Origin of the sequence: Lacticaseibacillus camelliae DSM 22697 = JCM 13995, from assembly GCF_001436615.1 — a bacterium.
GTDB lineage: Bacteria > Bacillota > Bacilli > Lactobacillales > Lactobacillaceae > Lacticaseibacillus > Lacticaseibacillus camelliae.
This window is the reverse complement of the sequence record NZ_AYZJ01000084.1, coordinates 93,994-114,964: the sequence shown is the minus strand read 5'-3', so window position 1 is coordinate 114,964 and position 20,971 is coordinate 93,994. Positions and strand designations below refer to the sequence as shown.

Sequence of the window (20,971 nt, the reverse complement as noted above, 5' to 3'; positions counted from 1 at the left end):
TAGACCACTATCAAGGATTCGTTATCATCGTTGCACTTGACTTGAAAATTGAGGCACTTTATTCTGTGCAATCCTACCCTTTCTCAAGCCACTTTGGATAAATTTCAAAAGAGCCACGATTTTGGGTACGGGCTTCAGTATTTACCGAGCAGCTCTTTGGGTACCAGTTACTCAGTTGGGCTAATAGACGATCGCGATGGGTATTACCAATTTGGAAAAGGTGATCGTAGCGCCATGATCGTCTCTGCTGAGCAGGCGCAGTTAGCCAAGTTTGCTAACAACCCGCTGCTCGGTGCCGCATTTGACAGTGCGAACATCCCAGTGACGTGGCGACCAAGCGAGCTTATTTTAAATCCTGTCCAATATAAAAACTTATATCTCGGTGCACTTGGTGAGTTTGTGGGGCGTGTACTGCTTGAGCATGAATTCGGTGTCCAACTCAATCCGCTCAGTGATCCTAGTCTGTTTGAATTATTTGACTTTGAGATCGGTGATCAGGTGATGGTAGACTTCAAAAATTGGCGAGGGCGACATGACCCTTCTGCTGGTCACGAGCGGGACAAGGTTCTGAGTAAACTGGCGTCAGTCCGAGAAAAGACAGGGCATGAGTGGCGCGCAATGATAATTAATGTTAATCCCGGCGTGAACGGTAAGATCACAATCAATGGCGGGCGAGCAGGTTCGACTGGCGGTAGTCAGGGCGCTCGCATCTTGGAAGTCCCTGGGATGCTGGATAAGGATGGTCAGGTGGTTCTCACTGCCGCGCAACGCAAGCTGATTGGGGGCTTTTTACTTGAATGATCAAGAAATGATTTATACGAACCAGTTGGCTGGCAATTTGAGTTATGCAGCTTTGTCCGGAGACTTTCAGCTGGGGCTTCTGTCAGCTAAGGGCCGCGAAGACGAGCTTGGCCAGCAGCGGAAAGCGTTGCTTGGAATGCACGTATTGTCGTACACTTTCATTCCCGGCATCGGCTACCTTGGGGTATTCAAAGCAGGCGAGGTCCTGCGGATACCGTCAGCGACAACATTTGAGCGACTTAGTTTTGAAGAAAGGCCAGCGGACCACATTTATGCCAACAATATTCTTCAACTGCTTCTCAACCTCGTTAGTCTTGAGCCGGTTCCTCTGACTGACTCAAATCTGAGCGGTTATTTGTATTTGACTCGCGGGGAGTGGCAATTTGGCCGAGATAAAGACGGACAGTTTGCGTTGGAGGCGAAGATTGATCAGGCACAAACGCTTGAACTGAGAGTGGTGTCGTTTTTCAACGAGGCGCTGATGCCCAAGAAAGGTACCCACCAGGCTTCACATTGGGTTTGGAACCGCATCAATAACACAATTGAACGTTATACGGGCCAAAGATCAAGTTCTAGTACGATTTTGGTAAGGGGTAATCCCAGCGACAGGCGCAACGCTTTGAGTTTTCTAAATTTTCAGGAACTTCAGGGTTTTGAGTCAAGTAAGGTTGGTATCAGCAAGCGGCTGGTCGATAATTTGAATTTGCAGTTCAAGCGGTACATCCGAACCCCTTTTAGCTTTTTGGCCATGCCGGAGGTTGCGCACATTCGCCGCAAATTGCCAAAGGTTGATACAACCTGGGCGCAGTTTGCGGGACAGACGCTCAACATCTATCCGGCGAGCGATGAGGCCTTGTGTTCTGAACTGGCCAAGCGACTAGCCGACGTGATGAAGGCAAGTGAAACGCTCAAACAATTGCGAGTTGAGATTGCACTGACAGCAACAGCACAATCTGGTTTTAATCTGCAGGTCGTGCGAGATGCACGTGCCAATGAGACAATTTCAGAACAGTATGAGCCGGCCAGTCGAGATCAAGTCATTCAACATGTTACTGTTGAGAACTTTGGCCAGCTTAATCCCAAGGGTGAGCTGGAGTGGCCGACCTTTGCCTACAAAACTGACGAAAATACCGGCAAATCTGGACACAAACAGAAAGATCCAGCGGAACAACCTGAAATATTGAAGTTGGCGCAGGAGTTGCTGATTCGAAAGGACCTTCTTGATGGGAAGCTCAACATGGTGGCGCCTGCGCTGTTGGCGAGTGCCAGTCGGTTTTGTTTCTATCGTTTTACTCGCCTTGAACCGTCCAAAGAGGACTCAAAGATCTTGGTGACCTCGCTTAAAATCACCCCAGAGGGCCAGCTGCTTTTTAATCAAAAGCAGGTAAATATAGCAGAACGTGAGGATCATGCGCATCTGGCCAAGGTTTGTGGCATGGTGGCTTCCCAACTTGGGAATTCATATTTGCCATCGGCCTGGCGTTTCATCGAATGTGCTTTCGAGATAGACGGAAGATTGTACTTTGTTCGGCGATTGGCGACAACGACCCTGCCGAATGTAGAGCACTTAAGTGAGTTACTCGCGGTGACTGACCCAGAAAGAAAGGTTAACGCCGACCTGCTGGTTCATTGTCTGAACCAACTGCGCGAGCAAGCGGGTTTGGATTCTGACAAGATTGATCAGTTGTTGTCGATCCTGGCTAGTGAGCATGGCGTAGTGGCACTGGGACAAATTATAGAGATTATTCGAAAGGCCGGGATTCAGTTTCGAAGCAAAGGATGGCAGGCGATTGCTGCGGCCGTGCAGTCTCAGTTGGGTTACACCTTCTTCTCGTCAACGCGAGGTGCAGACAGTGCTGGCATGTTGAGTGGGTTGAGCGAGATTCGGCTCCTCGAGACTTTGAACAGCTATGCTTACACTGTCGGCGAACGTCAGGGACTAAAGACCAAGATTGAGCGTGCGGTACATCTTCGCGAAATCCGTGGAGTAGGAGCTCCGCAGGCCGCAATTCCAGAGTTTTTCAGTGACTTTGCGCAGATGTTGACAGTTGGTTTTGTCCGCACTGGTGAGTACACCGTCTTGCCATTCCCAATCAAATATCTGCGGGAGTATGAGGACCTGATATTGCATCAGCGGAAGTTTGCCGGTCGGGGGACAAAATCCTAGAGCTACTGATTAGTTGCCTCATCTAAGGTGTAGTTGACGGCGACTTTTGGGGGATAGAAACAAATTACTGATATACAAATTTCACTGGTCAGGCCAGAGAACGCTGGCCAATCGGTGTTGATAATTGCTCCAAGAGTCACATGACCGGATAGGGTGCTGGTACCGTATCCGGCTTTTCATTGTATGGCAAAGGAAGCCACATTACTCGCGCGGCGGCCAGAGAATAGTCGTGATCTGCAGGCTGAGACAAAAAACACTGACGCCTAATTAGACGTCCACACTTGAGTAAATACATGGATTACAGCTTTTCAAAGTAAAATACTTAGCCGATTATAGTCCGATACCTGGAAAATTCTTTTTGACTTCTTCTATAAATTCCGGACTAGGGTCAACGTCCAGTTCTTTTAATGAATCAAAGAAATCTGACTTGGTTGGCAAAGTTCCAGACATTTTTTGGGATATTGCCAGCATCGAGAGGATAAGGTTCTCTTTGTCACTGGTTTTAACATAGATTGGGTTTTCTTCGGACATTGTCGCTTCTCCTTTATGTGATTCGCCTGAACATGCTGCCTTAATACTGAGAATGATTCGAGTGAGTGTTTCATGGAATGAGAAGACCTTGGCCGTCTACATCTTGGCTAATTTAATCAAGGGTATTCTACAACGACTGGTTGCCTTCCACCATGCTTGTACCAGGCTTTCTCATTACCAACTCCAACAAAGGCTTTGAAATTGGTGAACCTACATTTGGACGAATTTCGATGTAATGTCTTGTAACGGCATCTGTTACAGCCTCGTCACACAAAAACTAGAATATTACAATAATACAAATGATTCGAAATTTGTAATGCTGCTGTATTCGCTCTGTGACCTTGACCCGTTAGTATAGTCACTGTTGAATCGTTACTGGACAAACACATAGGAGTGAATAATTATCAAAAACTCACATTTAGCATGGCTCTTTACAACGGCAGCAGTACTTGGCACGGCAGTAGTGTTGGGGCAAACCAACTCTGTCAGTGCGGCTACCACCGGCGAGTACGTGGTTAAAGCGGGTGACACACTTTCTGCGATTGCCGCAGCAAATAACACAAATGCGGACAAGCTGGCCACGGCCAACAAACTCGCTAACAAGAACGTCATCATGGTCGGCCAAAAGCTGACGCTGGCCATTGCAGCGCAAGCACAGGCCACAACAGCTTCTACCTATACAGTTAAGGCTGGCGACACGCTTTCAGACATCGCAGCCAGCACCGGCGTTAGCCAAGCCACTTTGATCAGCCTGAACGGCATTCAAAATGCTAACGTGCTGATGGTCGGTCAGGTGCTGAAGCTCACTGGCGCGCCAGTTGTTGCGCAAGCACAAACTGCAGCGCCAGCCGTACAAGCGGCACCAGCGCAGCCGGCCCCAGCCGCAACGGCTGCTTCTGCTAAGCAGACACCAGCAGCGCCTGCACAACAGGCTGCTCCTGCAAAGCAGGCGCCAGCGCAGTCGGCACCGGCAAAGACTTACACTGCACCGAAGACCTACACGGCACCAAAGACTTACACTGCACCGCGTTACAGCGCACCTAAGTACGTGGCCCCTAAGACTCGGACGACGCAGCGGACGACAACCTATCGCAGCACTGCGACCGGCAGTGAAGCGGCTGCTAAGGCTGCAATTGCCCAGCGCGAATCGGGCGGTTCGTACTCCGCTCGTAACGGTCAGTACATTGGCAAGTACCAACTCAGTTCCTCATACCTGAACGGCGACTACTCAGCTGCCAACCAGGAAAAGGTTGCTGATCAGTACGTTGCCAGCCGTTACGGCAGCTGGTCCAACGCCCTGGCACACTCCAATGCCCAGGGTTGGTACTAAAATTTAACCAGTCAGGATGGCCGAGACGTTAACGCGTCTCGGCTTTTGCTTGCTCACAAAAATGGTATGCCAACAATCGAGGGGCCTCGTCACTTACCATCAAGTTTCAAAGTGTAGTGGGCCTTGTGCAGCATTCTGTCACCAATAAGCAGAATTCGTAACGGCCGAGAACGCAGAAGAAGAGTAAAAAAATGAGCCACGAGGCCCATTTTTGAGTGATTGGTGTCAGGCGATTACTGCCTGCCAGTTACTTGTCGTCGTTATCCTGATCATGCCCGGTTTCCCAGTCAGGATCAAGATCGGCGCCTGCCCAGCCGTCGGGCGAATCCGGTGACACGCCCGTGCCCATGGCCTCGTCCTCGGTCTGCTGATCCTGGCTCCACTTGCTGTAGTCAGGGGAGTCATCATCGGGCTCGTCAGCCGTTTCTTCCTTATCCTCGGCAGCGGCCAGCCGGTCTTCGTCAGCCTCTTCAGCCTTTTCCTCGGCATCGTAGTCTTCGAGTGGGGCAAAGTCGCGGTCATCGGATTCCTCAGGCACGGCGAAGTCGGGCATCTGCTTAATATCTTCGGCGGCTTGCGCCAGGCCGTCTGCGATGCCACGCGTCGCGGCCTTGCTGAGTACACGGTTGATGTAAGCCGTAATCTCTGGCATTTGGGCATCGAGCGCCGCTTGCTCGGCCTTGGTCAGCTGCCTGTTTCGGCTATGGTTGTGCTTGCGTTTACTTCTTGGTTTGCTCATGAGCGATGTGCTTCTTTCTGCAGTGGGAGTCCGCCTGCGACGGTGATGCTGAAACGACAATCATTGGCATCATTATAAATCAACCGCGGCGCCCGGGCCTCGGCCGTGAGCCTCAATTCTACAATACGCGCTCTCGGCAGCGCAGCGCCTGGTGCTATACTGGATGCACGACTAGGGTTTGGTCGAATGACCTCTGGGAGGTAACTATGACTTCGCAATATGATGATCCAGCATTTTTCTCGGCATATGCCAAAATGCCCCGCAGCCAGGCAGGCCTCAAAGGCGCAGGCGAGTGGCCAGACTTCAAGCGGCTGTTACCCGACCTCGCGGGCCTGCGCGTGCTCGACATGGGCTGCGGTTACGGCTGGCAGTGCCGATACGCGGCGAGCCGCGGGGCGGCCAGTGTCCTCGGCATCGACAGCTCGAAGCGGATGCTTGAAGCAGCCAGAGCGCGGACGACCGATGCCAAAATCACTTATGAGTTGGCAGATCTGACCACTTTTCAGCGGCCAGCCGGCAGTTTCGACTTGGTGATCAGTTCGCTGGCTTTTCATTACGTGGCCGACCTCGCGACGCTGATGGCGCACATTAACACGATGCTGAGTCCTGGCGGCACGCTGCTGTTCACCATCGAGCACCCGTTGTACACGGCGGAAGGCCACGAGCAGTGGGTGAAGACAGGGGATGGCGCAGCGGTCTGGCCGGTCGATCATTACTTCGATGAGGGGCAGCGCATGACGACTTTTCTGGGGCAGCAGGTGCCGAAATATCATCACACTCTGGCCACCATCTTAAATAGTCTGCTCCAAAATGGTCTGGCCATCACCGGGGTAAGTGAGCCGCGCGGCAGCCAGGCCGACATCGCGGCCGGTGAGTCTTGGACGCGGGCGCCGATGATGCTGATCGTCCGCGGGACCAAAGACTGATTGAATCGTCATCGCTTCGCCAAGGTTCAAGTGAAAAAATCAAAATCGAATCTTGGCCCTGGCCATTTTTGCAAAAACCCACACGACATATCATTTAATATGCGCGGTGGCTCGTTCTGAGCCGTCTGCGATTAGGCTTCTGCGCGGTTGAACCAAATATTGCTCACATTGGCACAGCCTAAAGCGTCGCCATATTGCGCCGGTATCGCGTGTTTTAGGTGCGGCGAGGCAAGACGCGGCAGTCTGCGCCTATTTTTTAATATGTCGTGTGGGTTTTTTCAAAAGTCAGCCCCCAGCGCGCGGAATCTTTGTCATTCGGCCCGGTTTTGATCGTCAGCGGAAAAAATAGGAACGAGCCGAGTGGGCCGAAACTTAGCTCGCCTGGCTCGGTCGGCAGCGCGAAAAGTCCAATCGCGGGCCGGCTTTTGCTGTGTTAAAATCGACGTACTGACACAAAAGGGGCAAGCACATGGCGAGACGGAAGATGCCGAGTATTATGTGGACGCGCGGCGAGCGCATCGTGCGCGATGGGAACGTGGAGATCACCGCGGTCAATCAGGGACAAGAAATCGAGGCGACCGTGTACGGGACCAAGCCGTACACGGTGATTTTAGGCGCGGACACGGATGACGATTACTGCAGTTGCCCTTATTTTCCCGGGCACGGCTACTGCAAGCACATCGCGGCGGTGGAGATTTATTTTCGCGACCAAAATGAAGACGTCGAGGACGTGATCGACGAAGGCGACATGCCGCTCAGCCAACCGGTGTTCAAGTGGGCGGCCAAGCCAGAGCCGCAGTCCAGCGGCAAGCGGTTCATGCAACAGCGCGCGATCGAGGCCGCGCCGCTGTTTCATGGGCCGAACAGTAAAGAAGCTGCGATTCCGCTGGCGCTGAAGGTCACCCTTGGCGTGGCCAGCGTCGAGACGGAGACGTGGGACACGGAGCTGCGCTTTTTCCTTGAGCTGCACATCTCGGCGCGCGAGGGCGGCGGGCATTTTTACGTGGTCTCAGACCTCTGGCGCTTTTTTGACGCCTATGCGGACGAGGGCCGCTTTGACACGAACGGTAAGGCGAGCTACGTGTTGGCACATGACGCGTTTGAGAAGCCCGAGCGCGATCTCCTGGACGCGATGGCCAGCTCTTACAGCAGTCAAAAGGACCATGACGTGAACAACGCCGCCGCGGCGCGCGAACTGATTCTGCCGCCGGGTTATGTGAGCGATGCGGCCGAGTCGTTTGGCGCGCTGACGAATTTCGAGTTTGTGCCGTACCGCGACCGCTCGTTTCCGCAGGTCGTGATCGCACCGTTCACCCCGACTGCGGGGTTGTTTAACATGACCATCAAACAGAACCATGACGGCTTTCAGGTGGCGCTGGTCGCCGATGCCGGCCTGGTGATTCAAGGCGACCAGATGCTGGTGCGGGATGACCACTGTTATCAGCTGACTGCGGCGCAGATGCACCTGGTGAACCAGCTGGTGGGCGATTTCAGCAGTCCGCTCAGTCCGTTGAGCGGTCAGCAAAAGTTGACCTTCCGAACCGATGAAGCCGGCTCATTGCGCACGCTGGCGGACGCGTTTGCCAAAATTGGCAAGGTGACAGGCGCGGAGCTGGTCGCCGCACCGGCCATGACGCCGCACTTTGCGCTGGACCGCGACCTGAACGCGATCACTCTGGATCTCACTTTTGATTATGATGGCAAGGAGATTCCCGCTGGCGCGCCGGCGACGTTAAATCAGCCGCGCGACTCGGTCAAGGAGCGCCAGGCGGTCGATTACCTGACCAGCCTGGGGTTCAAGCCGAGCAAAACGCTTTGGCGGCTGGCGGTGCCGGACGCTGAGACGATGTACGATTTCTACCAGCAGCTCCTGCCGAACCTGCGCGAAAACGGCAAAGTGACGGTCAGCCCGGCGGTGGAAGCGATGGTCCAGGACGGCAAGACGCTGGCGCCAAAGGTCGATGTCAGTGAAAAAAACGGGCTGCTGTCGATTTCATTTTCGATGAACGGTGTTCAGTCCGGCGAAGTCGACCAAATGCTGACCCAGATCGACGTTGAGCGGCCTTACATGACGCGCAAAGACGGTTCGCTGGTGATCTTGGACGAGCCGCTGCGCCGCGTGGCCAAGGCGCTGGCCAACCTGCGCCACGGTCAGCTGCACCACGGCAAGGTCGAGGTGCCGGCCGCCCAAACGCTCGCCGTGCAGGCCGCGCTGGGCAAAAGCGCCGACTTCGATGACCAGGTCAAACGCCTGGCGCAGGACCTGACGCACCCGGAGCAATTCAAAAACGACAACCCGCTGGCCGTGAACGCCGAACTGCGCCCGTACCAGAAGGCGGGCGTACAGTGGCTGGAAATGCTGAACGCGCACGGGTTTGGTGGCATTTTGGCCGATGAAATGGGCCTGGGCAAAACGCTGGAGATGATCGCCTTTTTGACGCATCACCTGCAGGCCGGCAAGCCGAGTCTGATCGTGGCGCCGGCATCGCTGCTATACAACTGGCAGTCCGAGTGCGCAAAATTTGCGCCAGACCTCCGGGTGGCTGTGGTTGATGGCACCAAGCCCGAGCGCACGACGATGATCGAAGCGGACGGCTACGACATTCTGATCGCCAGCTACAACAGTGTGCAGCGTGATGCGGCCGAGTACGCCAAGGGGCCGCTGAACTACGTGGTGCTGGACGAGGCGCAGTTTGTCAAAAACAGCGCGACCAAGACGCACCAGAGTTTGCGCAAGCTGAAGCCGCGCGCGACTTACGCGCTGTCTGGCACGCCGATTGAAAACCGCACGGGCGAGCTGTGGGCGATTTTTGCGCTGGTGCTGCCAGGGCTGTTGCCTAGTAAAAAAGTCTTCGAGAAAATGGCCCCGGATGAGGTGGCGCTGCGCGTGGCCCCGTTCATCCTGCGGCGCGAGAAGAAGACGGTGCTGAAGGACTTGCCGCCGCTGGTCGAAACCAATCTGACCAACGAAATGACCAAGGCGCAAAAGACCGTGTACCTGGCCCAGCTGGAACAGATGCAGGTCAAGGTCCGGGGGCTGTCCAGCCAGGGCCTGGTGAAAAACAAGCTGGCCATTCTGGCCGGGCTGACGCGGCTGCGCCAGCTGTGCGACACGCCGGCACTCTACGTGGCCGGGTATCACGGCGGGTCTGGGAAGTTGGACCAGCTGGAGGATCTGCTGACAGAGGCCGCGGAAAACGGCCGCCGCGTGCTGATTTTTTCCCAATTCACGGGGATGCTGGCCAAGATCCAGACGCGGATGAAGGAGTTGAAACTCAAGGACTTTTTGCTTGAAGGGGACACCCCGCCGAAGAAGCGGTTGGCCATGGTCGACGCGTTTAACGCCGGCGAGCGGCCGTTCTTCCTGATCTCGCTGAAGGCCGGCGGGACCGGCTTGAACCTGACCGCCGCCGACATGGTGATCCTGGTCGACTTGTGGTGGAACCCCGCGGTCGAGGACCAGGCCATTGCCCGGGCCCACCGCATCGGCCAGCACCACCAGGTCGATGTTTACCGCCTGATCACGAAGGGAACCATCGAGGAACAAATCGTCAAACTGCAGACGCAGAAACGCGACCTGGTCGACCAGATCCTCAGCGGCACCGAGAACAAGGCGATGCTGAGCGATGCCGAGATCCGGCAGATTCTGGGGATCGAGAGTTAGCTCTAAACTGAATCATTTTCGAACGGACGACAGCTGAGGAAGCTGTCGTTTTTTTTATGCCTCGGGCGAGGCTGCTGGTGTGGCTTTGTCAGGCATTTGCTTAATGAGAAAAAGGCACAACCATTAAAGAACTTTTTCTAATATTCCTGCCATAAATGTGGAATACTAGCTGACTGAAAGCTGATGTACAGGCCAGCATTTAAAATATTTGTTCTCAATTCATTGACAAGTGTATTTTACGGACATATACTAATGAAAATGCAATCTTTCTTTAATAAAAGTTGGATTGGTCAGGCCAGGAGCGGTGATGAACCGGCTGACCCAATTGAACAAGTGGGAGGTGACCATGCGCTGAGCCTGCGGGCCTGGTGGAGTCGGTATGAAAACATTAATTTTACTGGGAAGACTTGGGAAGTTAACCATGAGGTTGGAGGACTTTGTGAATGAAACGACGAAACAAACGCAACGCAATCCTGATTGCGTTGACGATGACGGCATTGCTGGCGGCGTGTGGCAACAGCGGGTCTTCTAGCAGTGCCGATAAGAACGATACTTATAGCTACGTGTTTGGGACTGACCCGGATACTTTTGACTATTCGATCACTAGCCGGACGACGAACACAGACCACCTGGCGAACTTTGAGGAGCCGCTGATGAAGACAAACCGCTACGGCCAAATCGTGCCTGGGCTGGCGCAGTCCTACAAGGTCACAAACGGCGGCAAGACATACACGTACAAGCTGCGCAAGGACGCCAAATGGGTCGACAGCGAAGGCAACACCTACGCGAAGGTCAAGCCGCAGGACTTCATTACCGGGATCAAGCATGACGTCGCCGGCAAGTCGGAAGGCCTGTACGTGATCCAGAATTCAATCGTGGGCCTGAATGATTACGCCAGCGGCAAGACCAAGGACTTTTCTAAAGTTGGCGTGAAGGTGGTCGGCAAAGACAAGATTCGCTTCAACTTGACCCAGCCGGAGCCGTACTGGAATTCTAAGCTGCAGTATGGGCTGCTTGAACCGATCAACGGCAAATTCCTTAAGCAGCAGGGCAAGAAGTACGGTCAGCCAAAAGCCAGCGCCATTTTGTACGATGGCCCGTACCGCTTGACCAATTTCACGTCCAAGTCGGTCATCGAGTACACGGCCAACGACAAGTACTGGGATAAGAAGAACGTGCACGTGAAGCACGTGAAGTACACGTTCAACGACGGCTCCAACCCCGACGCGCTGTATAAATCGTTTGAAAAAGGCGACTACACGCAGGCGCGGGTTTACCCAAACCTGCCAGGCTACAAGCAAGTCCAAAAGCAGAACGGCAAAAACATTGTTTGGTCGCGCCAGGACGCCGGTACATTCAACATCACAATGAATCTCAACCGCCAGTCGTACAACAACACCGACAAAAAAACGGCCAAGCAGCGTGAGGACACAAGAAAGGCCCTGCTGAATCAGGACTTCCGCTTGGCAATTCAGTACGCGATGGATCGCACCGCGTATAACGCTCAGGCCACCGGCGGCGCTGGGGCCAAGCGGTCACTGCGCAACGAAATGACCCCGCCCTCTTTCGTGCAGGCGGATGGCAAGGACTATGGGACATACGTGCAGGCAGACCTGCGCGCCTTGAATCCGGCAGTTTACGGCAAGATCAAGATGGCTGACGCGCAGGATGGGACCTACAATCCAGCGCTCGCCAAGCGTTTGTTCGCAAAGGCGAAGACGGCACTGACGGCGCAAGGCGTGTCCTTCCCAATTAAGCTGGACTTCCCGCAGGGGCAAAAGAGCGAGCTAGGGCTCAACGAGGTCAAGTCGTTTAAGCGCTCTGAGGAAACCACGCTGGGCGCCAAGAACGTCGAGATCGACATCATCGAGTTGAACGCTGACCGGTATAACGCGGCAACATACGCCGCCACGACTGGGAAGGCCTCTGACTTTGACCTCAGCAACGCGTCTGGGTGGAGTCCCGATTATCAGGATCCGTCAACCTACCTTGACATTTACAAGCCGTCCAATGGCAGCTTCCTGATCGGCTACGGGCTGGATCCCGCGTCGACCCGGTCGCAGTCGAACGAAGCGACCCAGAACAGCATCATCAAAGAGGTTGGTCTGGACAAGTACGAGAGCCTAGTCAATGCGGCCGAAAAAATCACGAACGATGACAATGCGCGGTATAAAGCCTTTGCCAAGGCCGAGGCGTACCTGCTGAGCATCGGCATCATGATCCCGGTCAACTCCGGCGGCGGGGCTCCATCAGTCACCAAGGTTCAGCCGTTCACCACGTCCTACTCGTGGACTGGCGCGGCGTCAGCCCGGCTCGACTACATGAAGCTGCAGTCTAAGCCCGTTACGACCAGTCAGTACAACAAGGCAATGGCGGCGTGGACCAAGAAACGCGCGGACATTGCTAAGAACAACGATTAACCTCCGCTTCACCATGAGTAGTTTGCAATTCGGAAGATCAGCCCACGCGGCTGATCTTTTTTTGAGACATTGCCGGAATTTCGACCACAAAGCCGGCTGGGTGGGGATGGTTGCGCTATACTGACGGCAATTGATCAATTTCGCGTCAAATCTGGAGGTAGGGTCATGAGCAAATTAGCACCACGCACGCGTTTCTTCTATTACGATGACTTGGCGGCGGCGCTGAGTTACAAAGAAGCCGCATCACCTTATACGCATTCGCTGAACGGGACCTGGCAGTTCTGCTACTTGCAGTCGCCGCGCGAAATCCCAGAGGCCTTCACGACCGGCGATTACGGCGCCATCGACTGGGCAACCATCAAGGTGCCGGGGCACATGGAGCTGCAAGGGTACGGCAAGCCGAATTACACCAACGTGGATTTTCCGATCCCGGTCGACCCGACCGCGATGCCTGCGGAAAATCCGACGGGTCTGTATTTCCGCCGGTTCACGTTCAAGCCGCAGCTGACGCGCCAGATCCTGCGCTTTGACGGCGTGGACTCGACGTTCAAGGTCTGGCTCAATGGCCAGCTGGTCGGGGATGGTCACGGCAGTCGGCTGATGACCGAGTTTGATGTCACCGATTTGCTGGTGGCCGGCGAGAACACCATCGCGGTGCAGGTGGGAAAATGGTCAAAGTACTCGTTTCTTGAGGATCAGGACCAGTGGTGGCTGAGCGGCATTTTTCGCGACGTCACGATTGTTGATGAAGGTCGGCTGGATGACCTGCAGCTCACGCCTCAATTTAAGGACGGCCAGTGGCAGGTCCAGGTCGCGATCGAGGCCGCGGCTGACCCGAAGCTGAGTGGCAAGGTGTACTTTGCCGGCGAGACGATTGCTGAAGCTGACTTGGCGAACGGTAAAACCACCATTGACATTCCGGACCCGCACGAGTGGACAGACGAAACGCCGAACCTGTACACGCTGGTCGTCCAGGACGAAACCGCCGGCGCCATGGTGCCGATGCGCTTCGGGCTGCGGCGCGTCGAGATGATCGATGACCAGATTTGCCTGAACGGGGTGCCGGTCCTGTTCAACGGCGTCAACCGCCACGAGTTCAATCCGGAAACCGGCCGCGCGCTGACGCAAGACTACATCCTCAGCGAGGTCACCCAGATCAAGCGCGCTGGCATCAACGCGATCCGCACCTCGCACTACCCGAACACGCCGTATTTTTACGACGTCTGCGATGAGCTGGGGCTGCTGGTGATCGATGAGTGCGACCTCGAGACCCACGGCATGTACGTGACTGAGATGCCCACCAACGATCCGTACTGGCGCGGCGAGTTTGTCAGCCGCGCTCAGCGGATGGTGCACCGCGATTTCAACCACCCGTGCGTCGTCATCTGGTCGCTGGGTAACGAAAGCGACTTCGGTGAAAATCACGTCGCCGAGGCGGCCGCGATTCGCGAGCTCGACGCCAGTCGCCTGATCCACTACGAAGGCGACCGCGACACAGTGGTCGCCGACATGTATTCGACGATGTACACCTCGGTCGAAGACATTGAAAAGCGCGCCGTGAAGCTAACGCATCAAAAGCCGCACATTCTGTGTGAGTACGGCCACGCGATGGGCAACGGTGCCGGCAGCCTGCAGGATTATCAAGATTTGTTCCATCTTTACAAGAGTGTGCAGGGCGGCTTCATCTGGGAGTGGAAGGACCACGGCCTGAAGCAGGACACCCCGGACGGGCCGAAGTACGTGTGGGGCGGCGCGTTCGGCGAGCCGGTCAACGACGCAACGTTCTGCATCGACGGGCTGGTGCGGCCGGACCGGGTGCCGTCGCCTGGGCTGCTGGAGTACGAGCACGTCATTCAGCCGTTCCAATTTTTCGCGGCCCAGAACCACGTCGTCGTCAAAAGCCTGTATCACTACCGAACAACGCATGACCTCGTGCTACGGTGGCAGTTGACGGTTGCCGGGGACAACGTGGCCAGCGGTAAGCTCGCGCTGCCGCCGTTAGCACCCGGCGCGCTTAGCCCCGTTTTTGCCCTAGACTTGCCTGAGATCATCGGCGCCGATGCGCTGCTGAACTTCGCCATTGAGACGACCACAAAGCTCGGGGTGTTTGAGGCCGGCGCCAAGTTGGCGTATGAACAGGTGGCTTACCAAGGCCTGCCGAATCTTGCCGACGCGCCGGCAGAAGTGAGCCAGACGCCGGCCACGGTGACGATCACCCGTGGTGCACTGACAGTCACAGTCGACCGCGGCACCGGCAATGTCACGCAGCTCAGCCAAGGCGGCCAGCCGCTGTTGGCCGGGGACATGGCGCTGACGCTGGATCGCCTGCCCATCAGCAACGACATGAACGTGGTGGCCGAGCGGCAAAAGAAGCGCATCACGACGCTGTTTGCGCGGTGTGAAGGCCTTCAGATCACGCAAAATGACGACACGGTGATGGTGGCGATTCGCCAGCGCATTGCGCCGCCGGCCATCAACTGGGGCATTGAGCTGGCCGTGACGGTCTGGGTCAGCGCGGCCGGTGTGACCATCCGCACCAAGGGCTGGTTCGACGGCGAGAAGCCGACGGAAGTGCCACGCATCGGGTACCAGCTGCCGCTGAAGACCACCGTTAAAACAGTTGACTGGTTCGGCCGGGGCACTGGCGAAAGCTATCCGGATAGTCTGGACGCAGCGCCGCTCGGCCGCTATCACCTCAGCCGCGATCAGTGGGGCTTCCCGTATGTGGTGCCGCAGGAATCCGGCAACCGCATGGGCGTGCGCTGGGCGACGATTGCGACGACGGCGGGGCCAGCGGTGCACGTGGCTGGCCTAGCGCCTGTTAACCTGAACGTCGTCGGTGGGGATGGTCTGCCGCTCGGCGATCAGACCACCGACCAGGTGCGTCTGGATGCCCGGGTTCAGGCGCTTGGCAGCAACAGCTGCGGGCCGCGGCCGCTGAAGCGGTATCGCTTGTACACGGATTCGTTCGACTTCACCGTGACGATGAGCCTGAAGGATTAGTTGTTGCTTGGCGACTCTAGGGGGAAAATTTTCCCGACATCGTCAAAATAATTATGTGAAAGCCATTGACGTAAGATGAGAATGTGATTAGTATAAGAGCTAATCAAATAGCACGTCCATAAACCGATGAGGTGGAGATCAAGACTATTGTGCACGCCCAGAGAGCGACCGGAGCTGTGAGTGTCGTCGAACGCAGATAGTTAAATGGACCACCGAGGGGCTGCCCAAAAACCGAGTGCTTTTTCTTGGTGAGTCAGGAAGCACGTCTGGCACGCGTCAGTTGCCGGCAGGGTGTTAGCCCTGTATAAGAGGGACTTTGAATCGACAATTTCGATCGAGTCCAATTAAGGTGGCACCGCGAGTGAAAGCTCGTCCTTAAACAGCATGACTGTTTATGGGCGAGCTTTTTGTATTCTCATAAAGGCGGCGAACAACATGATGTTCAAACGATGGCAAGGCCAACTTGGCAGACTGACACTTCAGGATTCCAACGAGGAGAAAAATCATGACATTACACGAAGCAATCAACAAATTAGTGAAGCACGAAGACCTGACCTTTGACGAAACCAAGGCCGCGCACGACGAGCTGACCTCTGGCATCGCGGACGCAACAATGATTGCCAGCTACCTGACCGCGATGGCGGCCAAAGGCGTGAAACCGCAGGAAATCGCCGGCGCGGCGGACTCGCTGCGCCGCAAGGCCTTGCCGTTTGACCCGCAGGCTAAGGTGCTGGAGGTCGTCGGCACTGGCGGCGATCACAGTGACTCCTTCAACATTTCCACCACCTCGATGTTCGTCATCGCAGCGGCCGGGGTGAAAATCGCCAAGCACGGCAACCGGGCGGCCTCGTCCAAGAGCGGGGCAGCCGATGTGCTCGAGGCGCTGGGCTTTGACATCAACGCGACACCGGAAAAGTCGGCGCAGCTGCTGAAGGCCTACAACTTCTGCTTCCTGTTCGCGCAAAAGTATCATCCGTCCATGCGCTTCGTTGGTCCGGCGCGCAAGGAACTCGGTTTCCCGACCATCTTTAACCTGATCGGGCCGCTGGCCAATCCTGCCCGGCCGACCTACGAACTGCTGGGGGTTTACAGCGAGGACTTGATGCAGCCAATGGCCGAGGCCATCAGCCAGCTCGGCGTCACTTCCGGCATGGTGATCCACGGCGAGGACGGGCTGGACGAGGTCACAGTGACCGGCCCAACCGATGCGATTCGCATTCGGGATGGTCAGTTTGAAAAGCTGACGTTGAACCCTGCGGATTACGGCATCAAGATCGCGAATAAACAGGAACTGGTGGGCGGCACGCCGGCACAAAACGCGCAGATCACGCGGGATGTGCTGGCCGGCCGCGATACGGGCGCCAAGCGCGACGCCGTGATCTTTAACGCCGGCGTGGCGCTGAGTCTGACGGGCGCGGCCCCAACGATTCAGGCCGGCATCGATCTGGCGCGCAAGACCATTGAGTCAGGCGCCGCCATCAAGCGGCTGGATGATGCGTTGGCAGTTGATCACGTTGAGGTGAGTGCATGATTTTGGACGACTTGGTGGCCGCGACCCAAAAGCGGCTGATTCGCGAAAAAGCTGACATCAGTCCGGCGGCCATGCATGACCAGGCGCTGGCAACTCCGGCACCACAGGCGGCCGCGCTTTTGCCGGCGCGCCTGCACCAGCATTTTGGCATTATTGCCGAGTGCAAGCAGGCCTCGCCGAGCAAGGGGCAGATTGCCACCAGCTTCCCGGTGACACAGATCGCAAGCGAGTACGAGGCAGCAGGGGTCGACGCCATTTCGGTGCTGACCGAGCCGGATTATTTTCACGGCCAGCTGGCAGATCTCAAGGCCGTCACGCAAACCGTGAAGACGCCGGTGCTGCGCAAGGACTTCACCATCGACCGTTACATGATCGACCAGGCGCGGGCCAGCGGCGCGACCATGGTGCTGCTGATTGCGGCGATTTTGCCGGGGCAGCAGCTGACCGACTTGTACGACTACACCCTGAAAATGGGGCTGCTGCCGCTGGTCGAGTGCCACTCGGAGGATGAAATCAGCCGCGCGCTGCCGCTTCACCCGCAGCTGATGGGCGTCAACAATCGCGACCTGCGCGACTTCAGCGTTGATTTTCAAAACAGCATTCGCCGGCGCAAGCTGATCCCGCAGGACATTGCGGTGATTGCCGAAAGCGGCGTGACCAAGCCCAGCCAGCTGCAGGAGCTGCAGGCCGGCGGGCTCAATGGCACGCTGATCGGCGAAACATTCATGAAGGCGCAGGACCGCGTCGCGACCATTCGCGAGTACCGCCGCGCCGTCGAGAAGGTCCAAGCATGACCGCGGTGAAGGTGTGCGGCCTGATGACCGAAGCCGATGTGGACCTGGTCAATCGGGTCCGCCGGATTACGCGGGGTTTGTCCTGGCGGCAGGGCGCCATCAGGTCAGCCCGCAGCGGGCAATGGCGCTGGCGGCGGGTTTGACCGCCGGAATCACGCCGGTGGCGGTGGTCGTTGAACCGGACACCGCGGCGCTGGCTACGCTTTTTCCCATCATCACCACGGTGCAGCTGCACCGGCCGGCTGATTCCGGGCTGGTCGCCACGCTTCACGCGCTGGGGTTTGACGTGTTCGCACGGGTGAATGCCGCGCAGCCGACCACGACCGCCGATTATGCCCTGATGGATGCCGGCGACGGCTCCGGCCAGACGCTGGACTGGCATCACCTGCCGAGTGCAAATCAGCCGCTGATGCTGGCGGGAGGCCTGGATGCCGACAACGTCCAGGACGCCATTACCTGCGCGCATCCGGCCATTGTCGATGCGTCAAGCCGTCTAGAAACTAACGGCCGCAAGGATGCGGCGAAGGTGCAAGCCTTCGTTGCCGCGGTCCGCGAGACAGAAAGGAACTTTTCAGATGTTAAAAGATAAGGATACTGATAAAAAAGACAACCGCTTCGGAGAATTCGGCGGCCAGTACGTGCCGGAGACCTTGATGTCCGAGCTGGAAAAACTGACCAAGGCCTTCGAGGACTGCAAGACGGACCCCGCCTTTCAAAAGGAGTTCCACGACCTGCTGAATAATTACGCCAACCGGCCATCGCTGCTGTACTACGCGAAGAACATGACCGAGGACCTCGGCGGCGCGAAGATCTACCTCAAGCGCGAGGATTTGAATCACACCGGCGCCCACAAGATCAACAACGTGCTCGGCCAGGTCCTGCTGGCTAAGAAGCTGGGCAAGACCCGGCTGATCGCCGAAACCGGCGCCGGCCAGCACGGCGTGGCCACCGCCACGGCGGCTGCGTTGTTCGGCATGGACTGCGAGATTTTCATGGGCAAGGAAGACACCGAGCGCCAGCGCCTGAATGTTTACCGGATGGAGCTGCTGGGCGCGAAGGTGCGGCCAATCACGTCGGGTCAGGGGCTGCTCAAGGACGCCGTTAACGCGGCGCTGCAGGACTGGGCGGCACATCCCGATGACACTTACTATCTGATCGGTTCCGCTATGGGCCCGGCGCCGTATCCGGCAATGGTCAAGGAGTTCCAAAGCGTCATTTCCAAAGAGTCCAAGCAGCAGATCATGGACGTGGAAGGTAAACTGCCTGATGCCATCGTCGCCTGTGTCGGCGGCGGCTCCAACGCGATCGGCTCGTTTGCCGAGTACATCGATGATCCATCGGTCAAGCTGTACGGCGTTGAGGCGGCCGGCAAGGGGATTCACTCCGGCAAGACCGCCGCGACCATGGAGCTTGGCACCCCAGGCATTTTTCACGGCATGAAGTCGGTCTTCCTGCAGAACGATGAAGGCCAGATCGACAAGGTGTACACGATTTCTGCCGGCCTGGATTACCCAGGCATCGGGCCTGAGCACGCGGCGCTGGCTGCCAGCGGCCGCGCCAAGTATGTCGGTATCACCGACGACGAGGCGGTGGCGGCCTTTGAGTACATCGCCAAGGAGGAAGGCATCATCGCCGCGATCGAAAGCTGCCATGCGGTGGCTTACGTCCAAAAGCTCGCGCCGACCATGCCGAAGGATTCAACCATTATTTGCACGTTGTCCGGGCGCGGCGATAAAGACGTGGCCAGCATCGCGAAGTACCGGGGGGTAAAGGGCATTGAGTAAATTACGAGACGTTTTTAAAAATGGTCACAAGGCATTCATTCCGTTCGTGACGGCAGGCGACCCGTCGGCTGACAGTACCGTCAGCCAGGTCCTGGCACTCGCCGCCGCCGGTGCGGACATCGTCGAACTCGGCGTGCCGTTTTCCGATCCCATTGCCGACGGGCCGGTGATCCAGGCGGCCGGGCTGCGCGCCTTTGCCGGTGGCATCACGGTCAACGGCGTGTTCGACATCGTTGCGAAAATCCGCGAAACCTCGCAGGTGCCGCTGGTGTTTCTGACCTATGCGAACATCCCGTTCAAGTACGGCTACGAAAAGTTCACCGCACGCTGCGAGGAGCTCGGCGTCTACGGCTTAGTCATTCCCGACCTGCCTGCCGAGGAGGCCGGCGAGATCCTGCCATACACGGAAAAGCACCACGTCGACCTGATCCCGCTGATCAGCCCGGCCTCGGGCAGCCGGCTGGAGAAGCTGGTTCAGCACGCAACGGGCTTCATTTACATCGTGTCCGCGCTTGGCGTCACCGGTCAGCGCAACGATTTTGCGCTGAACCTGCCTGACCTGATTGCCAGCCTGCGCAAGGTGACCGACGCGCCGCTGTGCATCGGCTTTGGGGTCCACACCCCAGAGCAGGCCAAGACCCTGGCCAAGGAAGCGGACGGCGTCATCGTCGGTTCCGCCATCGTCCAAATGGTCGCCGACAACGCCGACCCGGCGCCGGTCATTGGCAAGTACACCAAGGAAATGGTCGCTGCAGTCGAATCCGCCGAATAACTGGCGTAAGACTGAGCAATTTGAACTGACCTCGCGATATTTTGAACCGGCCTGAAGCAGGTGCGCAAACACCCGCTTCAGGCTTTTTGAGTGCGCACAAAAAATCCTCGGTTGCCCGAGGATTTTGATCACTGATTGTGATTCGCCAGTTACGCCTTACAAAGTGGCCGCTTGACGGACCGTTTCCGGGACGTCAGGCGAGGTGGCAAAGCCGTTCAGCCAGTTGCGGTTGATGTTGCTGGCGCGCTTTTGGTACCAGGTCTTGGCAGGTTGTGCCTCTGCCTTGGCAGCGCGTGCGAGTTTTTGAATCACGATCGCATCCAGCTGGGCGACCTGCGCTGAAGAGCTATTTCTCCGCGCCAGCAGGTACGTGTTCAGGCCAATGCAGTTAAGTTCCGTGCGTCCCGGCAGCGAGTCGATCAGTGCCTGAACGGCCTCGGCCCCGGTTGCAACTTCCATCAAGTTTCCATCATTAAAAACTAACATAGTTCATTCCTCCACTCTTGAAT

Annotated in this window: 16 protein-coding genes; 13 read left to right on the top strand and 3 right to left on the bottom strand. The window is 56.7% G+C overall.

Annotated elements, in window-relative coordinates; translation table 11 throughout:
* Positions 1–93: 93 nt before the first annotated feature.
* A complete protein-coding gene (locus FC75_RS11165; RefSeq protein WP_156403620.1) occupies positions 94–801 on the top strand; it encodes a hypothetical protein in 708 nt (235 codons plus the stop codon).
* The gene (locus FC75_RS11160) at positions 794–2,968 is read left to right on the top strand and encodes a hypothetical protein (protein ID WP_056989924.1); all 2,175 of its coding nucleotides are present in this window, start codon (positions 794–796) and stop codon (positions 2,966–2,968) included. The genes FC75_RS11165 and FC75_RS11160 overlap by 8 nt, the downstream gene beginning before the upstream one ends.
* 330 nt (positions 2,969–3,298) lie before the next feature.
* On the opposite strand, the gene FC75_RS11155 is transcribed toward FC75_RS11160, so the two are convergent.
* A complete protein-coding gene (locus FC75_RS11155; RefSeq protein ID WP_056989923.1) occupies positions 3,299–3,499 on the bottom strand; it encodes a hypothetical protein in 201 nt (66 codons plus the stop codon).
* A gap of 466 nt (positions 3,500–3,965) precedes the next feature.
* Here FC75_RS11155 and apf point away from each other — a divergent pair, with 466 nt between their 5' ends.
* Complete coding sequence (gene apf, locus FC75_RS11150) at positions 3,966–4,829, top strand: aggregation-promoting factor (RefSeq protein WP_056989922.1); 864 nt, start codon at positions 3,966–3,968, stop codon at positions 4,827–4,829.
* Positions 4,830–5,076: 247 nt separating this feature from the next.
* Here apf and FC75_RS11145 read toward each other — a convergent pair whose 3' ends face one another.
* Positions 5,077–5,568, bottom strand: a complete 492-nt coding sequence (locus tag FC75_RS11145; protein WP_054663094.1) for a hypothetical protein — start codon at positions 5,566–5,568, stop codon at positions 5,077–5,079.
* A gap of 206 nt (positions 5,569–5,774) precedes the next feature.
* Between FC75_RS11145 and FC75_RS11140 the strand changes: the two genes are divergently transcribed.
* The 10 genes from FC75_RS11140 to trpA all read left to right on the top strand — a co-directional run bounded on the left by FC75_RS11140 (position 5,775) and on the right by trpA (position 20,462).
* Complete coding sequence (locus FC75_RS11140) at positions 5,775–6,494, top strand: class I SAM-dependent methyltransferase (protein ID WP_054663097.1); 720 nt, start codon at positions 5,775–5,777, stop codon at positions 6,492–6,494.
* Positions 6,495–6,963: 469 nt separating this feature from the next.
* A complete protein-coding gene (locus FC75_RS11135; RefSeq protein ID WP_082623155.1) occupies positions 6,964–10,158 on the top strand; it encodes a DEAD/DEAH box helicase in 3,195 nt (1,064 codons plus the stop codon).
* A 443-nt stretch (positions 10,159–10,601) separates the two neighbouring features.
* Positions 10,602–12,578 (top strand): peptide ABC transporter substrate-binding protein, encoded by a 1,977-nt coding sequence (locus FC75_RS11130; RefSeq protein WP_056989921.1) that lies wholly within the window; start codon positions 10,602–10,604, stop codon positions 12,576–12,578.
* A gap of 165 nt (positions 12,579–12,743) precedes the next feature.
* Positions 12,744–15,581, top strand: coding sequence for a glycoside hydrolase family 2 (locus FC75_RS11125; protein WP_054663114.1), 2,838 nt, complete (start codon positions 12,744–12,746; stop codon positions 15,579–15,581).
* Positions 15,582–16,086: 505 nt separating this feature from the next.
* Positions 16,087–17,112, top strand: a complete 1,026-nt coding sequence (gene trpD / locus FC75_RS11120; protein WP_056989920.1) for an anthranilate phosphoribosyltransferase — start codon at positions 16,087–16,089, stop codon at positions 17,110–17,112.
* Positions 17,109–17,906: an indole-3-glycerol phosphate synthase TrpC gene (trpC, locus tag FC75_RS11115; protein ID WP_054663117.1), complete on the top strand. Its 798-nt coding sequence runs from the start codon at positions 17,109–17,111 to the stop codon at positions 17,904–17,906. The genes trpD and trpC overlap by 4 nt, the downstream gene beginning before the upstream one ends.
* Positions 17,903–18,049, top strand: coding sequence for a hypothetical protein (locus FC75_RS13065; RefSeq protein ID WP_156314326.1), 147 nt, complete (start codon positions 17,903–17,905; stop codon positions 18,047–18,049). Before trpC ends, FC75_RS13065 begins: the two co-directional genes overlap by 4 nt.
* Positions 18,028–18,495, top strand: coding sequence for a phosphoribosylanthranilate isomerase (locus FC75_RS11110; RefSeq protein ID WP_056989919.1), 468 nt, complete (start codon positions 18,028–18,030; stop codon positions 18,493–18,495). The genes FC75_RS13065 and FC75_RS11110 overlap by 22 nt, the downstream gene beginning before the upstream one ends.
* Positions 18,482–19,690 carry a tryptophan synthase subunit beta gene (trpB, locus tag FC75_RS11105; RefSeq protein ID WP_056989918.1) on the top strand — a complete coding sequence of 403 codons (1,209 nt, stop codon included), beginning with the start codon at positions 18,482–18,484 and terminating at the stop codon, positions 19,688–19,690. The genes FC75_RS11110 and trpB overlap by 14 nt, the downstream gene beginning before the upstream one ends.
* Positions 19,683–20,462: a tryptophan synthase subunit alpha gene (gene trpA, locus FC75_RS11100; RefSeq protein ID WP_054663129.1), complete on the top strand. Its 780-nt coding sequence runs from the start codon at positions 19,683–19,685 to the stop codon at positions 20,460–20,462. Before trpB ends, trpA begins: the two co-directional genes overlap by 8 nt.
* Before the next feature lie 156 nt (positions 20,463–20,618).
* On the opposite strand, the gene FC75_RS11095 is transcribed toward trpA, so the two are convergent.
* Entirely contained in the window at positions 20,619–20,948 is a 330-nt protein-coding gene (locus FC75_RS11095) for a hypothetical protein (protein WP_054663132.1), read from the bottom strand.
* Positions 20,949–20,971: the final 23 nt, after the last annotated feature.

Coding starts and splice junctions, on each gene's coding strand:
- FC75_RS11155 (WP_056989923.1), bottom strand. CDS start 3,499: ATGTCCGAAGAAAACCCAATCTATGTTAAAACCAGTGACAAAGAGAAC.
- FC75_RS11145 (WP_054663094.1), bottom strand. CDS start 5,568: ATGAGCAAACCAAGAAGTAAACGCAAGCACAACCATAGCCGAAACAGG.
- FC75_RS11140 (WP_054663097.1), top strand. CDS start 5,775: ATGACTTCGCAATATGATGATCCAGCATTTTTCTCGGCATATGCCAAA.
- FC75_RS11135 (WP_082623155.1), top strand. CDS start 6,964: ATGGCGAGACGGAAGATGCCGAGTATTATGTGGACGCGCGGCGAGCGC.
- FC75_RS11130 (WP_056989921.1), top strand. CDS start 10,602: ATGAAACGACGAAACAAACGCAACGCAATCCTGATTGCGTTGACGATG.
- FC75_RS11125 (WP_054663114.1), top strand. CDS start 12,744: ATGAGCAAATTAGCACCACGCACGCGTTTCTTCTATTACGATGACTTG.
- trpD (WP_056989920.1), top strand. CDS start 16,087: ATGACATTACACGAAGCAATCAACAAATTAGTGAAGCACGAAGACCTG.
- trpC (WP_054663117.1), top strand. CDS start 17,109: ATGATTTTGGACGACTTGGTGGCCGCGACCCAAAAGCGGCTGATTCGC.
- FC75_RS13065 (WP_156314326.1), top strand. CDS start 17,903: ATGACCGCGGTGAAGGTGTGCGGCCTGATGACCGAAGCCGATGTGGAC.
- FC75_RS11110 (WP_056989919.1), top strand. CDS start 18,028: ATGGCGCTGGCGGCGGGTTTGACCGCCGGAATCACGCCGGTGGCGGTG.
- trpB (WP_056989918.1), top strand. CDS start 18,482: ATGTTAAAAGATAAGGATACTGATAAAAAAGACAACCGCTTCGGAGAA.
- FC75_RS11095 (WP_054663132.1), bottom strand. CDS start 20,948: ATGTTAGTTTTTAATGATGGAAACTTGATGGAAGTTGCAACCGGGGCC.